Source organism: Nocardia brasiliensis IFM 10847 (assembly GCF_000710915.1).
Lineage (GTDB): Bacteria > Actinomycetota > Actinomycetes > Mycobacteriales > Mycobacteriaceae > Nocardia > Nocardia brasiliensis_A.
Window position 1 is genome coordinate 58,286 of sequence record NZ_BAUA01000197.1, and the last position, 14,055, is coordinate 72,340.

The window sequence follows — 14,055 nt, forward strand, 5'->3', positions numbered from 1 at the left end:
TCGCCAATGCCCAGGTGGGGGAAGAGCAGATCGGGTCCGCGCACGCGTCTGCCCGGAATCGACGTATCACCAGTGCGCTGGCAACGTCACTGACGCCGGGGGAGGCCGGCCCGGTGGCGGCGCAGGGTAGACAGTGGACTCGGCTGGCAGTTGCGGTCGCTTACCGGCTCGGGTGCTCGCTGCGGGTTTCGAGGACCATGTCACGGAATTCGATGGCGAGCCGCTGACAGTCGCCGGGCCAGCGGGCGGAGATGTAGTTGCGGTCGCGGATGGTGAAGCCGCGCGGTAGTTCCCTCCGAGCCAGTTGCCGGTGTGCTGCCACACCTAGCGGCACGGTTTGTGAGGCTCGACTCAGCGCGCTAGCGAAGCTTCCTCGGCGTCGGACAGAATTCTCGGGCCCGCAATTACCGGAGCAACCGAGGAAGCCGTTTCGACTATGTGTTGAGAGGTAGGTGTGGTTGTGCGCCTGGATTCGGATACCGAGATTGTGATGCGTGGGCTGGGGGTGCCCGGGCTGCGCCCGCCGAGTGCGGCCACCGTCGCCGAGCGTGCCGCCCACACCCGCGAACTCGTGTCGGCGTTGGCGCCGGAGCCGCCGATCGCGGTCCGCCGGGTGGAGGAGACGGTCGTGGCCGGGGTGCCGGTGCGAGTGTTCCGGCCCGAGCGAGACGGCGTGATCCCGGTCGTGGTGTTCTTCCACGCCGGTGCGTTCGCCTACGGCGATCTGGATATGTGCGACGCCATGTGCCGGCGGATGTGCCGGGACGTGGCGGCGATCGTGGTGGCGGTGGATTATCGCCTGCCGCCCGAATTCCGATTCCCGACCGCCTATGCGGACTGCCTGGCCGTGTGCCGCTATATCGCGGACCACCCGGCCGAGTTCGGCGGTGGGCCATTGGGGATCGCGGGGGACAGCTCGGGGGGAAATCTCGCCGCAGCGGTCGCGTTGACCCTGCGCGATGACGGCAGATCGGTGGCCGCGCAGCTGCTCGGCTATCCGGAACTCGATTTGACCTTGGACGGGTACCGGTCGCTGACCGACAATGCGGCGACCGGATTTCTGTTCAACCTCGACGAGGTACGCCGCGATGCCGCCGAGTACCTGCGCGACGATCCCGGTGCGGCCCACTCGTTTCCGGCCTCACCCATGTACGCCCAGCAGCTCGGTGGGGTCGCCCCCGCGGTGATCGGGGTCGGCGATTGCGATCCCCTGCTGGACATGAGCATCGAATACGGCAAACGGCTCGCCGCCGCCGGGGTGACGGTGAACCTGCACGTCTACCCCGGGTTGATCCATTCTTTCCTCGGCCTCGACTCGATCCCGGCGAACGATGCGGCCGCAACCGAGTTGTATTCGGAATTCAAGGCACTGCTCGACACCGCCCCGCAACGACCATGAACGTCGACCCGACTGGACGGATCGCGATCTGGGATCGGTACGGAAGAATCACCGCGGCAGACGCACAAGCCGCCGAGAATCTCGGCTACGCGGCGTTGTGGCTGGGCGGCGCACCTCCGGCGACATCGGCTCAGGTCGAATCCGCACTCACGACCGCGCTCGAAGCCACCACGTCGCTGACCATCGGCAGCAGCATCATCAACATCTGGTCCACCCCCGCTGACCAGGCGGCGGCACTTTTCCACCGATACGAACAACGCTTTCCTGGTCGCTTTCTGCTCGGTATCGGCGGAGGCCATCCCGAGCTGACCCCCGCACCGCGAAAACCCGTCCGCACATTGATGGAATACCTCGACGCCCTCGACCGAGCAGGCGTACCCATTCAACGACGAATACTCGCCGCGCTCGGTCCTCGCGCACTGGAGCTCGCCCGAGAACGCAGCGCGGGCTCGATCACATATCTCGTGACTCCGGAACACACCAGCCGCGCTCGAAAAATCCTCGGCGATGATGCGATGTTGGTCTCGGAGCAGAAGATCGTGCTGGACACCGACCCGGTGCGGGCGCGCAAGACCGCACGTCCGATGATCGAGTTCTATCTCGAACTGCGGCACTACGCGGCCCATCTGGCACGCCTCGGATTCACAGCCGACGCTACCGCGTCGGGCAGCGACGCCGTCATCGATGCCTTGGTCGCGCACGGAACCGCCGACCGAATCGCCTGTCGGGTCACCGCGCACCTGGACGCGGGCGCCGATCAGGCGGCCGTCCAATTCCTTGCCCGTGACCATCTCGCGGCCGCGCGGTTGTTCGCCTTTTCCCTAGATCGGATTGTCCGTGAACGAGCGTGAGGAGTGTTCTCATGACCAGAAATTCGGGATATCGCATCGGATCAAGGGCACTTCGCCCGCTACTGGCTGCGGTGGTGGCCTTGGCTCTGCTCGCCGTGGCGGCTCCGGCCCCCGGCGCCGCGCCCGACAGCGGGCGGCCGGGGTTCGCCGAGTACCACGGGGTGCGGGTGTCGTATTTCGAGTACGGGCCCGACGCCGAGCACGCGCCCACCGTGGTGGTGACCGGCGGCTGGCCCTGGGACAGCAGTTCGGTCGAGACCCAGGCGGAAAAGCTGGCCGCGCGAGGACTGCACGTGGTGCGTTATGACCAGCGCGGGTCGGGTCGCAGCGATCACCCCGCGGGAGTGGATGCGTACGGATTACCCGAACTGGCAGGCGAATTCGGTGCAGTGATCGATGCCGCCGCACCCGGGCACACGGTCAATGTCTTCGGCGAGGCGTGGGGCCCGTTCATCGCTTCGGAGTACACCACAGTCGAACCGGGCCGAATCTCGGCGATCATCTCCGTGGGAGCACCGTCGCTGGATCTCGCCTTCGCGGCGCTGTATCGCCAGACGCGCCGCGCGGTCACCGAGCCGAGCCTGCTCGTACCGGTGGCGGCGCAGTGGGCGGCCATCTCCTATTTCTTCGGACTCGCGATACCCCAGATCCCGGAACTGATCATCGGCACCGGCGTCCCGACCGCGATCGTCAACACGATCACCGATCTCACCGTCGGCCAGATGGACAAGATCCGCAACGACCCCGCCTCGGTCTTCCACGGTCCCGTCACCGTCCCCGACACCGGCGCAGGCATCAACAAGTACCGCTGGTTCGTGTACCACCGACTGGCCCACCCGGAACACGACTACATCGATGTACCCCGGTTGCGGCTGTATCAGATGAGCGACGACGCGGTCGAGACCGACGTGCTCAACGAGGGTCTCGCCGAACGAACCCCGCACCTGGACAAGGACACCCTGCCCGGCGACCACGGCAGCTATATCGCCGGACCCGACGCCGAAACCATCCTCGACGGAGTGCGGGCGACGATCGACCAGGCGCCGCAGCGATAACGCGTGTCCATGCTGACGGCGACGGCCGCACGGCGATCCTCGGGACACCCGGAGAGTGCCCAAGCCTTATCCCGATCGATCCCGAGAGGGATCTGCACGGCTTCAGGCATGAGGCGTGGCCTCGGCTCCGAGGTCGCCTGTGAAAGGCACGGCTGAGAAGGGGTTCACGCGGCTGGCGTGATGTGCCGCGCTGCCAGGTAGGCCTCGAGGTCGCTTTCGGGGTACTTGGCCACGCGGTCGCAGATCCGAACGAATCCTGGCCCCCGCGCCGGAGATTCGCGGCGCCACCGCCGTAACGTCGAGGGTGTCCACGCCGAGGATTTCGGCGACTTCCCCGGTGGTGTAGAGCCGTTGGTTCAGCAAGCCCAGCGGGGCGTGGTCCGAATACTGCATGGTGGACCCCTTGTGTTCGAGGTCGACGGTGCACCGACACCGAACTGCGACAGCACGCTCGAGCAGAAGATGGCGTCGACGGTCGTTGATGGCCAGCCGCCTCCGGCGGATCCGGATTACCTTCCGCATCGGAGACGATGAGAATGGCGCGCGCGAGTTCTGGGAGCTGCTGGCGGGCGCTACGTCCGGCTCTGCCACTGCGGTTGCCGGGAAACCCCGACAAATGGGGCGCTCTAGAAGAGTAAGTCCCGAGCCGGGCCGCGGGTAACCGTCCGGCATCGTCCATAGGATCGGAACGGGGACCAACGACCAAGAACTGGTCCATGACATGAAGCGATTCGTCGGACGGACGCCGACAACCGTTCGACCTACGCGGAGAACCCGCTGACTACCCGTGTGCCCGCCACCCACCGTGTGGTCCACAGTTGGTCCCCAAAATGGCACAGGTCAGAGGCGGAAACCGCCTCTGACCTGGTCGGGCTGACAGGATTTGAACCTGCGACCACCTGACCCCCAGTCAGGTGCGCTACCAAGCTGCGCCACAGCCCGTTTGCGCTCATTGCTGCGCGCTCGAAGAGATTACCTCAGGGGCGGGCGGTGGAGCTAATCGGCTGGTAGACGGCGTGGCGCGGGGCTGGAGTGTGATGGGGGTCGTCGGATTCGGGCGATTGATGACGGGTTGTCGGGGCATTCGGGATTCGGCACGGTCAGTGACAGGCACGGGGTGCCGAAAGCGCGAAGGAGGCAGCGGTCATGCGTCGGGAACGGCGGCTGGTTGAGGCGTTTGTGCAGCTGGCGGACTCACTGGTGGAGGAGTACGACCCGGTGGACGTCGTGCAGGGGCTGCTGGATCGGGCAGTGGACCTGCTGGAGGTCGATACCGCGGCGGTGTTGCTGGCGCGCGACGACGGTGAGTTGCGGGTACTGGCGTCCACGAGTGAGGCGACGCGATGGCTGGAGCTGCTACAGATCCAGGCGCAGGACGGGCCGTGCCTGCAGTGCTATCGGACCAGTGAACGGGTGATCGTCGAGGACTTGGAGGCGGCGCAGGATCGTTGGCCAGCGTTCGCGAAACAGGCTCTGTTGGAGGGGGTTCGGTCGGTGTACGCGTTGCCGATGCGGTTGCGTGCGGACCGGGTGGGGGCTCTGAATCTGTTCAGTGACGGGGAGACGCGGCTGTCGGAGGACGATCTGGTGGTGGGGCAGGCGATGGCCGATATCGCGAGCATCGCGATCCTGCGGGCGCGGCAGCTCGCCGACCACAAGACGGTGAACGGGCAGTTGCAGTCGGCGCTGGAGAGCAGGATCGTGATCGAGCAGGCGAAGGGGATACTGGCCGCGCAAGGCGATTTGGATCCGGAGACGGCGTTCCACGCGTTGCGGGGCTATGCGCGTCACTCCCGTGGTCGGCTGCCCGACCTGGCGCGTGCGGTGGTGGAGCGGACCATCGATGCGCGCGTGATCCTCGCGCACGGCAACCATAGACCGGGATGACACCCGTCCGGCCGCGATGCCCGAGGTGAATTGCCGCTCCGGCGTTCCGGATCGGGCACCGCGCTATCTGTACCGCCTTGATCGACGTCGAGGCAGCCGGTGGTGTTGTCTGACTCGTTGCTTGCTACCTCCTGAGCATGGCTACGCTCAGGCGTTGACGATTGCCGAATCGGAGGCGAGGTGGTGCGGTGGGCGAGGAGGCCGGCGGGCGGGTTTATCGCGGGCGCAGCGCTGACGAGCGGGCGTCCGAGCGGCGGCGGCGGATGCTGGACGCGGCGGTGGAGTTGTTCGGCGAGCGTGGGTATCCCGGCACGTCCATCGGCGAATTGTGCACGGCGGCACGGGTTTCGTATCGCTCCTTCTATGAAGAGTTCGGTGCGCTCGATCAGTTGCTGATCGCGGCGGTGGACGAGTTCGACGTGCGCGCGACGGAACGGGTGGGTGCGGCCCTGGCCGAGACGGACGGAGCTGATTTCGCGACGCGTGCGGCGGTGACGTTCCGGGCGTTCCTGGCGGCCACGTGCCCGAATCGGAAGGCGGCGCGGATGTGTTTCGTCGAGATCGTGCGAGTCGCCGATACCGTCGAGATCTGGCGTAGGGAACGGCGCAAGCGATTTGCCCGATTGTTCGTGTCGCAGGCCGAGATCGCGGCCGAGCGCGGCGAGATCGCTTCGCGGCCGTTCGCTTTCGCGGCGATCGCGACCATGGGGGCGGTGATCTACGCGATCCAGGAGTGGGTGAACGCCGAGCCGGTGTTCGCTGAGTTCGTCGGAGCGGGCACCGATGAGCTCGCCGACCAGCTCGCCCGGATCTACCTCGACGCGGTGGGCCCGCTGCTGCCGTGACTCAGGTCGGCGCACTGCTGCGCTGCCGTCGATCGATCGAGCGCGCCCACTGGGTGATGGGGCGGTCGACGTAGCGAAAGATGGCTGCCGCGAGCGTGATCGAGAGCACGAGACAGACCGCGGACCAGGCGAGCCAACCCCGGATGTCGTAGCGATGGCCGCTCATCCAGGTCTGGGTGACGGTCACCATGATCGGGTACTGCACCAGGTAGAAGGCGAACGAGAGATTGCCGAGCCAGAGCAGTGGACGGCTCGCGTTGAGGCCGCGGTATCCGGCCGTGTCGCGACAGCAAGCGGTGGCGATGACGTACGCGGCGGGCAGGATGATCGGCACCGACAGCTTGAAGTTCAACGGCACCACCCAGGTGAGCGCGTACCCGGCGGCCAACAGCAGCAAGGGGTATCGATATCGAGTGGCGGTGAACCGGCCGACCATGACGAGTTTGGCCGTGAGCGCACCGATGTAGAACTCGAGCAGGCGGCTGGGCGGGAAGTTGTAGCTCAGCCAGTACGACGGTGTGACCGGGATGGAATCCTGGGCGAACCATACTGGCGCGGAATGTATCTCGTGCTCCGGTGTCACGTCGCCCGGCAGCAGGCGTGGCACGAAGATGTTCGCCACGCCTTTCGGCCCGTCCGCGAAGAGATAGAAGGCGCAGTGCAGTGCGACGATCATCGCGAAGACCGCGATCAGGCCGGGCAGGATCTGGTGGTCGCGGAGCCGGTCGACGTACGGTGCGAGGACCGGAAAGGAAAGGTAGAACAGGACTTCCGCGACCAGCGACCACGAGGGCACATTGAGCCCGCCGAGCGCCGTCCAACCGGGCGCCCAGGTGTGGATCAACAGGAGATTCGGCAGCCAGACCATCGCTCGGGCCAGCGGTACCGGCGCCACGACGAGCAAGAACACCAGCGCGAGTACGTGTGTCGGATAGATCTTCAGAAACCTGCGGCGCAGAAAGGATTTGGCGCTGTCGCCCGGTCGGCGGTTCCAGTAGAGGATGAACCCCGACAGTACGAAGAAGAACGTCACTCCGGCTGCGCCGAGCTGCATGGGCAGGACCGCGTGGATGCGCCGGAAGGTCTCGCTGTGCTGGAACGGATACGCGGGCAGAAAAACCACGGCGTGCAGCGCGAACACCGCTGACGCCGCCCACCAGCGCATGCCGGTGAGTGAGGGGAGCTGGGCAGGTTTTCGCGCGGCGAGGCCTACAAGCGCACGAGTGTCTTCGATCGTCACGACAGCCCGAGCATCTGCCGTATTCCCGCCGCCGTCGCGGCGTCACCGCGCTGTGCCGGATGCCCGGGGATGCCGAGCAACTCGGCGCGAGGATCGCCGATTCCGTTGAGCCACGGCTCCGCTGAGCACATCCCGTGCCCGCGATAGGCCGCCGCGGTATCGAAATACTCGATGCCGAGCGCGGCCGCGGCACCCGCGGTGGCCGCGCGGAGTGCCGTGAGATAGGCCGCGAGTCCCGCCGCACGCGGCTGTACCACCGTGCCGAGGCCGAACAGCCCGAGGCAGGCCGTCGTGCTGGTGGGCTCGAAGAATTCGGGGTAGCCGACCAGGGCTATACGTGCGTGCGGAGCGTAGTAGCGGACGTATTCGATGACCCGGGCGATCCGGGCCGCATAGTTGTCCGGAGTGATCCGGCTCAGGTCCGGCAGCCGGCCCTGCCCGGCGGCGTCGGGCTCGCATCCTTGCAGCAGGTTGATCGCGCAGCGCAGCACCACGTTCAACGCGACGACGTCGTTGTCGCCCCAGATGTCGTTGAGCCCGAACTGGAGCAGGACCGCCTCGGTTCCGGCACCGAAGGCTGCGGCATCGGCGGCTTTCCTCGCCTGGTGGGCGAGGTTCCAGCCGGCGCCGGTGTCGAGCGCGGCTCCGGCGCAGGACACGTCGACCATGGTCGCGCCGGTCGACTGCGCCAGCTGGTTGGGCCAGGAGCGCGGGTTCCGGTCGCACTGGTTCGAGTGCTGGTCGGTCCCTATCGAATTCGAGGCGAACGAATCGCCGAGCACCACGATCCGTGCCCCGGTGGGCTCCGGCGTCGCCTGCGCGGTGGCGGCGTGCGCGATGGCGCACAGCGTCGCGGTGGCGGCGATGCAGAGGCGGGAAATCATCGAGTTCGGTTGCACTGGTTGCTCTCCTGCTCGTGGCGGGCTGGAGTCAGTACCCTGGCCGCGGGGCGAAACCCGGGTCCGGAAGTTCGGGCGGCGCGGGCGCTTGCGGTTGCGGCGGTCGCGGTGCCTCGGTGACCGGTGGGCGGTACGCCGGCGGAGCGACCGTGCTCGGGACCGTGAAGGTACTGGTAGGCAATGGTTCTGGCGCGGTGCTGGTCGAGGGCGGCACCTCGGTTGTCGACGGGGCCGGAGTGGGCGCACCACGACTGGTGGTCGCGGCGGGGGTGGGCGAGGTCGTGCCGCTCGAGCAGGCCGTGAGCAGCCAGCTGCTCAGCAGGAGGGCGCCCGCCGTCAGTGCGGCAGTGGTCCGGGGTGCGTTCATCGAGAGTTCCTTTCCGGCAACGCCGCCCATCTCCGAATGAGTTCCGCGTTCTACCGAGGGTGGAGATTTGCTATTCAGCAACTGATACGTGAAATTACCAGATGTGTTACAGCGATGCCAGGAAGTAGCTATACTATAGTGATCTGGATCACATATTATGCCATCGGATTGCGATTAGTGGCACTGAACTGGGGATATTGAATGCGCGACGCTCATATTTGACGGTTGCGAAGCGATCACGAGTATGGCATAGGTCTGATAATCTGCCTTATCATTTCGTTCTGGTCACCGGCGATCCGACGGTGACCGCGAGAAAAACGAGGTACCCATGTGGCGCAACGGTGCTACCCATGAACCCCGCCCCGGCCGTCGAGGCATGACCCTGGCCGCCCTGCTCTGCGTGGCCGTCCTGGCATCGACTCCGGGCCTCGGACACGCCGCACCCGACCCGCGGGACGTGCCGATCGCGCCGTTGCCGGTGCTGGTCCTCCCACCGGAGCTGGACCCCTTTTACAGGGCGCCGGCGAACGTCATCGCCGACACTCCGCCGGGCGGCATCATCAAGGCCAGGATGATCACACCCGCGCGTTGCTGTCGCTCGTTCCGTTCAACATCGATGCGTGGCAACTGCTGTATCGCACCAACGACAGTCATGGAAATCCGATCGCAACGGTCACCACCGTCGTCAAGCCGCGCGGTCCCGCGCCGGCGGAAGGCTTCAAGTTGCTGTCCTATCAGGTCGCCGAGGACTCCACCGCGCAGTACTGTGCGATGTCGTATGTGGTGCAACAGGGTTCGATACCCGTCGACTATGTGAATTCGGCGGAGGTGTCGCTGGCGATCGCCCTGGGGATCTCGCAGGGGTGGGTGGTGTCGATCCCGGACTACCAGGGGCCGGGGTCCGCCTATGGCGCGGCGATTCTGGGTGGTCAGGCCACCCTCGACGGCATCAGGGCGACGCAGAACTTCATCCCCGCGCAGCTGACCCCGGACGCGCGGGTGGGAGTGATGGGCTATTCGGGTGGCTCGATCCCGACGGGCTGGGTCGCGGAGAACCACGGCGAGTACGCCCCGGAGATCAATATCGTCGGCGTCACGATGGGGGGCGTCGCGATGGCCGATCTGCGAGCGGTCCTGCGCTCCAACAACTTCAACCTCGGGGCGGGACTGATCGGGGCGGCCCTGCGCGGTTTCGCGACGGAATACCCGGAGGTGCAGCACGTGCTCGATACCGAATATGACTGGTTCGGTCGCTTCATGACCTCGATCAAGGGAATGCTCTGTCACACACAGGGTTCCGCGTTCTTCCCGTGGTGGAACTATCTGGGGTCCTACACCGGCCCGGGTGACGTGCTGGACGTCCCGGAGCTGAGCGCTATACCCGCGAGTTCTTCGCCGAACACGTCGTCGGCATCCCGGGGTGGCTGCCGAAGGGCTACCAGTTCATCATCGACCGGCTCAACGACGTTCCGGCGAGCCGGGGTTGCGCGATCGACAGCCCGTTCTCCACGTTCACCGACGGTGATTTCATCGCGCTGCTCGCCGAAACGTGGCCCGCCATCGCCGGTCTGGTCACGGGGTTGCCCGTCGGTGCGGGCACCCACCCGTAAGGTGTTCAGCCGTGCAGGGTCTGGCTCGGGTGCTGCCCATAGACGCGCTTGTACTCCATCGCGAATCGTCCCGAATGGGTGAAACCCCACTGGTACGCGATGGTGGTCACCGTGACGTGCTCGCCGGGGGCCGCGGCGCGCAGTTGCTCGTGTGCGGCGGCCAGGCGCAGCCGCCGCAGCAGCGCCAGCGGGGTGGTGTCGAGGTGCTTGCGGAAGGCCAACTGCAGCGCGCGTACGGAGACGAAGGCGGCCGTCGCGATATCGGCGACGGCGATGTCCTCGGCGAGATGCGTCTCGATGTAGGCGATGGCGCGTCGCACCACGTCCGGGTGGGCGTCGCGCCGGTCCGTCGCGGTCGGCTCGGTGACCACCGTCGTGGGCAGCGTGTCCAGCACGGTCGCGGCCAGATAGTCGGTGAGCGTGGTCGCGACGAGCGTGCTCGGGGGAGTGGCAGAGTCCGCGGCGACCTCTTGCAGATGTGCGATCGCGCGTTTCAGCCGCCGGGTCGCCGCCGCGCTGGTGGGTTTGTGGCCGGTGAAGCGAACGGGCTTGCCGAGCGGACCGCACACCCGGGACAGCAGCGCCGGGTCGAACATCGTGATGCTGTAGCGGGCGGTGCGGATCGTCCCGCGGTAGGGCAGGTCCGGCGGGGTCAGCAGGCCGACCTCGCCCGGCTGGAACACATCCGTGCCGACGTCGCGATAGGTCTCTTCGATCGCGCCGGTCTGCACCGCGCACAGGCACACCTGCTCCAGCGGGTCGGCGTCATAGCTCATGTCGAATCCGAGATCCAGCTGATCCAGGCTCACGCCGCCGAGCATGTCGCGCCGGATCTGTGCCGACGCGTCCTGTGGGCTGCCGTTGCCGATGCTCATGGTCGTGTAGGCGCTGTTCAGGAATTCCTCGATCGCGCCTAGGTTGTGGCTGTCGAAAGACAGAGTTCGCACCGTGCATCCTCGTTCCTGTATCGGCGTTGCCTGGGAACGAACACCGTGGTCACATGGGAGGTGCCGCTCATGTCGTCAGGCGTTACCCAGAAGCGAATGGCTCAAACAGCAACGTCGCGATGGCATGCCGAGCGCGACCGCGCCGATCCGGACGCTCGCCGGTCGAAGCGGTCGCGGCGACAACAGCGGACTAGGACTGACTCGCGAGCGCGTGGTGGTTGTAGCCGGTGACCGGTTCGCGCAGGGCGTTCGCCGCCGCGGTGTGCAGGCACGATTTGATGTGCCCGAGCACCGGTCCGCTGGTGTGCGCCAGCCCTTCGGCGTACCGGATCGCGGCGGGCAGGACGGCCTCGTCATCGGCGACGGCGTCGACCAAGCCCGCGGCGAGTGCGTCGGGACCGTTGTAGCGCTGGCCGGAGACCAGCGCGTGGTGGGCCAGATGGGCGGGCAGCCGGGACTGCACCAGCTCCACCGATGCGGGGGCGTAGTCGGCGCCGAGGGTCACGCCGGGGAAACAGAAGTAGCCGCGGTCGCTGCGCATGATGCGCCGGTCGTGCGCGACGGCGAGAAACGCGCCCGCGCCGAAGACGTGCCCGTTCACCGCGGCAACGGTCGGAATGGGCAGCGTGAGGATGCGGGCGAGCAGGCGTTGCAGGTCGGTGAGGTAGGCGTCGATATCGTCGGGATGTTCTGCGGCCCAGGCCAAGTCGGCACCGGTCGAGTAGAACTTTCCGGCGCCGGTGGTGACCAGGGCGGCAGGTCCGCCGGTGGCGGTGGCCTCGTCGAGTATCGCGTCCAGCGCGGCGATCCACTCGGGGTTGAATCTGTTCTCCGTGTCCCGTTCATCCCTGTTGCCCAGATGCGCGATGAACACCGGTCCTTCTCGTCGCAGATACGGCATCCGGGCAACATAGCGCCTCACCTCGTGCGGACGAGGCTGACACACCAGGCGGCGCAGCGCGACGGGGGACAATCACGCCAGCGGGCTGGGGGCACTGCGAACATTGAGGACAGTCGGCGCCGCAGGGGCGGCGCTCGCGCTGACCCGATTTCGAACAGCGAGGAGAATCCGATGAGTTTGCCCGCACCCGCACCCACCGCTCGCGCGGTCGTCACGGGGGCGTCCTCCGGTATCGGCGAAGCGCTCGCGGAAGGTTTGGCCCGGCAGGGCCATTCGCTGATCCTGGTGGCCCGGCGCGCGGATCGGTTGCGCGCCCTCGCCGACCGGCTGGCCGACAGCTATCGGGTCGAGGCCGAGATCCGGGCGGTCGACCTGTCCGACCGGAACGCCCGCGCGAAACTGTGCGCGGAGCTGACCGAACGCGAGATCACGGTGCTGTGCAACAACGCCGGCTTCGCCACCTATGGTGAACTCGCGCAAGCCGATCCGGCCCGGGAGCAGCAGCAGGTCGAACTGAACTGCGTCGCGGTGCACGACCTCACGCTCGCCGTGCTGCCCGGCATGGTGCGCCGGGACGCGGGCGCGATCCTCATCACCGGATCCACCGCGGGCAATCAGCCCGGCCCCGGCAACGCTACGTATGCGGCGGGCAAGGCCTTCGCCAACACCCTGGCCGAATCGTTGCACGGTGAGCTGGCCGGTACCGGCGTGCGGTGCACACTGCTCGCGCCCGGCCCCGTGCGCACCGAGTACGCGCAGGTGGCCGAGGTGCCGAAGCTGGACACGCTGCTGCCCGCGCTGTGCTGGGTCAGTGCGGAACAGGCTGCGGCCGAGGCGCTTTCAGGTTTGGCCGCGGGCCGCCGCCGGGTTGTTCCAGGCGCCTTCGCCAAGGTGCAGACCATCGGCGGTCAGTACACTCCGCGCGCATTGATCAGTCCGATCGTGCGCGCGGTGTACCGGAGGGTCACGTGAGGTGAACTCCGAACCCGTTGGCGGCTCGGCCGATTCGGGCTGGTAAACGGCTGCGCCGCTCAGGCGATGCCTTCGGCCAGGCGTATCCCGTTGAGGTACGAGCCTTGGTCGAAGTGTGCTTGCAGGTTGGGATGGAAGGGGAAGAACGGTTCGCCTGGGTCGGCGAGGCCGGTCCAGTGGGTGGCGGGGGCGCAGAGGTCGCGGCCGATGCCGACGGGGCGCAGGGACCAGAAGCCGATGCCGATCTGGTCGGCGGCGGCGCTCATCGCGTTTTCGATGTTGTCGGTCAGCTTGTGGGCGTACGCGGTTCGGTATTGCGGCCACTGGAAGCGCAGTCCGAAGACGGAGAAACAGGTGAAAGGGACGCCCGGCGGCGGGTTCTGGTCCTCGTAGCCGACCAGGCGGATCTGCGCGTGGGGTGCGGCGGCGCGGATGGCGCCGATCATATCGCCGCGGATGCCCGCGGTGAGCCGATGCGCGAGGTTGGGTCCGGTGATCGCGTCGGCGTCGATGTAGTGGTCCGGGTCGGTGCGGTAGTCGCAGCCGCGCACGATATCGGTGAGGCACATGGCGAGGGTGTAGGCGTAGTTGGAGACCTGGCCGGGGTGCCAGACGTCGTTGGCCGAGATCTGGATGGTCACCAATCGCGTTGCGGGTCCGAGCATTCCGTCGTGAACGGATTGGTCGATCTGGGTCCGCAGGTTGTTCACGGGCTCGGTGTCGGTGGTCGCGGACTGGCAGGCGTAGTCGGCCCAGTCACCGGTTTGCGCAGCGCCGAGTCCCCACTGCGCGGCCATGATCGAGGGCCAGCCGAAGTTGCTGCGCGCGCAGGCCAGCGGATTGGGTGCGGGCACGGTCTTCGGCTGCTGTTGGTAGGTGGGCAGACCGAGCACGCCGCCGCCACCACCGTGCGGCGCTACGGTCATGCTGTCCCCGAATGCCACGTAGCGGACGCCGGGTTCGGCCGCGGTCGCGGCCGGCGCCAGGCATACCGTCGCCATCGCTATCGCGGTGGCGACAACCGAACTGATTCGCAAGACCTTCATCGGTGTCGTCCTCTTTCTCGGGTTGTCCGGCCGAGC

At 67.0% G+C, this 14,055-nt stretch carries 14 protein-coding genes and 1 tRNA gene; 8 read left to right on the forward strand and 7 right to left on the reverse strand.

Features of this window, described 5'->3' with window-relative positions; genetic code table 11:
* Positions 1 to 160: 160 nt before the first annotated feature.
* The gene (locus NBRGI_RS48385) at positions 161 to 334 is read right to left on the reverse strand and encodes a hypothetical protein (RefSeq protein ID WP_158440009.1); all 174 of its coding nucleotides are present in this window, start codon (positions 332 to 334) and stop codon (positions 161 to 163) included.
* Between the two features lie 156 nt (positions 335 to 490).
* Between NBRGI_RS48385 and NBRGI_RS39360 the strand changes: the two genes are divergently transcribed.
* Genes NBRGI_RS39360 through NBRGI_RS39370 form a run of 3 tightly spaced genes read left to right on the forward strand, consistent with a single transcriptional unit; the run spans position 491 to position 3,305 of the window.
* On the forward strand, positions 491 to 1,399 hold the full coding sequence (locus NBRGI_RS39360) for an alpha/beta hydrolase (protein ID WP_148311138.1): 909 nt from the start codon (positions 491 to 493) through the stop codon (positions 1,397 to 1,399).
* Positions 1,396 to 2,250, forward strand: a complete 855-nt coding sequence (locus NBRGI_RS39365; RefSeq protein ID WP_029902848.1) for a TIGR03620 family F420-dependent LLM class oxidoreductase — start codon at positions 1,396 to 1,398, stop codon at positions 2,248 to 2,250. Before NBRGI_RS39360 ends, NBRGI_RS39365 begins: the two co-directional genes overlap by 4 nt.
* A gap of 11 nt (positions 2,251 to 2,261) precedes the next feature.
* Positions 2,262 to 3,305 (forward strand): alpha/beta fold hydrolase, encoded by a 1,044-nt coding sequence (locus NBRGI_RS39370; protein WP_081878432.1) that lies wholly within the window; start codon positions 2,262 to 2,264, stop codon positions 3,303 to 3,305.
* An 865-nt stretch (positions 3,306 to 4,170) separates the two neighbouring features.
* Here the strand turns inward: NBRGI_RS39370 and NBRGI_RS39375 are convergent.
* Positions 4,171 to 4,247 (reverse strand) — tRNA-Pro (locus tag NBRGI_RS39375).
* Between the two features lie 204 nt (positions 4,248 to 4,451).
* Here NBRGI_RS39375 and NBRGI_RS39380 point away from each other — a divergent pair.
* A complete protein-coding gene (locus NBRGI_RS39380) occupies positions 4,452 to 5,192 on the forward strand; it encodes a GAF and ANTAR domain-containing protein (protein WP_029902852.1) in 741 nt (246 codons plus the stop codon).
* Between the two features lie 188 nt (positions 5,193 to 5,380).
* Positions 5,381 to 6,037, forward strand: coding sequence for a TetR/AcrR family transcriptional regulator (locus NBRGI_RS44675; RefSeq protein ID WP_036562519.1), 657 nt, complete (start codon positions 5,381 to 5,383; stop codon positions 6,035 to 6,037).
* Between the two features lies 1 nt (position 6,038).
* Here NBRGI_RS44675 and NBRGI_RS39390 read toward each other — a convergent pair whose 3' ends face one another.
* Positions 6,039 to 7,277, reverse strand: a complete 1,239-nt coding sequence (locus tag NBRGI_RS39390; RefSeq protein ID WP_029902856.1) for an acyltransferase family protein — start codon at positions 7,275 to 7,277, stop codon at positions 6,039 to 6,041.
* Positions 7,274 to 8,161, reverse strand: a complete 888-nt coding sequence (locus NBRGI_RS44680; protein ID WP_036562521.1) for an SGNH/GDSL hydrolase family protein — start codon at positions 8,159 to 8,161, stop codon at positions 7,274 to 7,276. The genes NBRGI_RS39390 and NBRGI_RS44680 overlap by 4 nt, the downstream gene beginning before the upstream one ends.
* A gap of 131 nt (positions 8,162 to 8,292) precedes the next feature.
* On the opposite strand from NBRGI_RS44680, the gene NBRGI_RS39400 reads away from it, so the two are divergent.
* Complete coding sequence (locus tag NBRGI_RS39400; RefSeq protein ID WP_029902858.1) at positions 8,293 to 8,583, forward strand: hypothetical protein; 291 nt, start codon at positions 8,293 to 8,295, stop codon at positions 8,581 to 8,583.
* 548 nt (positions 8,584 to 9,131) lie between these two features.
* Positions 9,132 to 10,235 carry a lipase family protein gene (locus NBRGI_RS39405; protein ID WP_029902860.1) on the forward strand — a complete coding sequence of 368 codons (1,104 nt, stop codon included), beginning with the start codon at positions 9,132 to 9,134 and terminating at the stop codon, positions 10,233 to 10,235.
* Here the strand turns inward: NBRGI_RS39405 and NBRGI_RS39410 are convergent.
* Together NBRGI_RS39410 and NBRGI_RS39415 are read right to left on the reverse strand one after the other, a co-directional pair.
* A complete protein-coding gene (locus NBRGI_RS39410) occupies positions 10,159 to 11,100 on the reverse strand; it encodes a helix-turn-helix domain-containing protein (protein WP_029902862.1) in 942 nt (313 codons plus the stop codon). The genes NBRGI_RS39405 and NBRGI_RS39410 overlap by 77 nt on opposite strands.
* A gap of 190 nt (positions 11,101 to 11,290) precedes the next feature.
* Positions 11,291 to 12,001: an enoyl-CoA hydratase/isomerase family protein gene (locus tag NBRGI_RS39415; RefSeq protein WP_029902864.1), complete on the reverse strand. Its 711-nt coding sequence runs from the start codon at positions 11,999 to 12,001 to the stop codon at positions 11,291 to 11,293.
* A gap of 171 nt (positions 12,002 to 12,172) precedes the next feature.
* Here NBRGI_RS39415 and NBRGI_RS39420 point away from each other — a divergent pair, with 171 nt between their 5' ends.
* Positions 12,173 to 12,973 carry an SDR family NAD(P)-dependent oxidoreductase gene (locus NBRGI_RS39420; protein WP_029902866.1) on the forward strand — a complete coding sequence of 267 codons (801 nt, stop codon included), beginning with the start codon at positions 12,173 to 12,175 and terminating at the stop codon, positions 12,971 to 12,973.
* A 59-nt stretch (positions 12,974 to 13,032) separates the two neighbouring features.
* On the opposite strand, the gene NBRGI_RS39425 is transcribed toward NBRGI_RS39420, so the two are convergent.
* On the reverse strand, positions 13,033 to 14,019 hold the full coding sequence (locus NBRGI_RS39425; protein WP_029902868.1) for a GDSL-type esterase/lipase family protein: 987 nt from the start codon (positions 14,017 to 14,019) through the stop codon (positions 13,033 to 13,035).
* Positions 14,020 to 14,055: the final 36 nt, after the last annotated feature.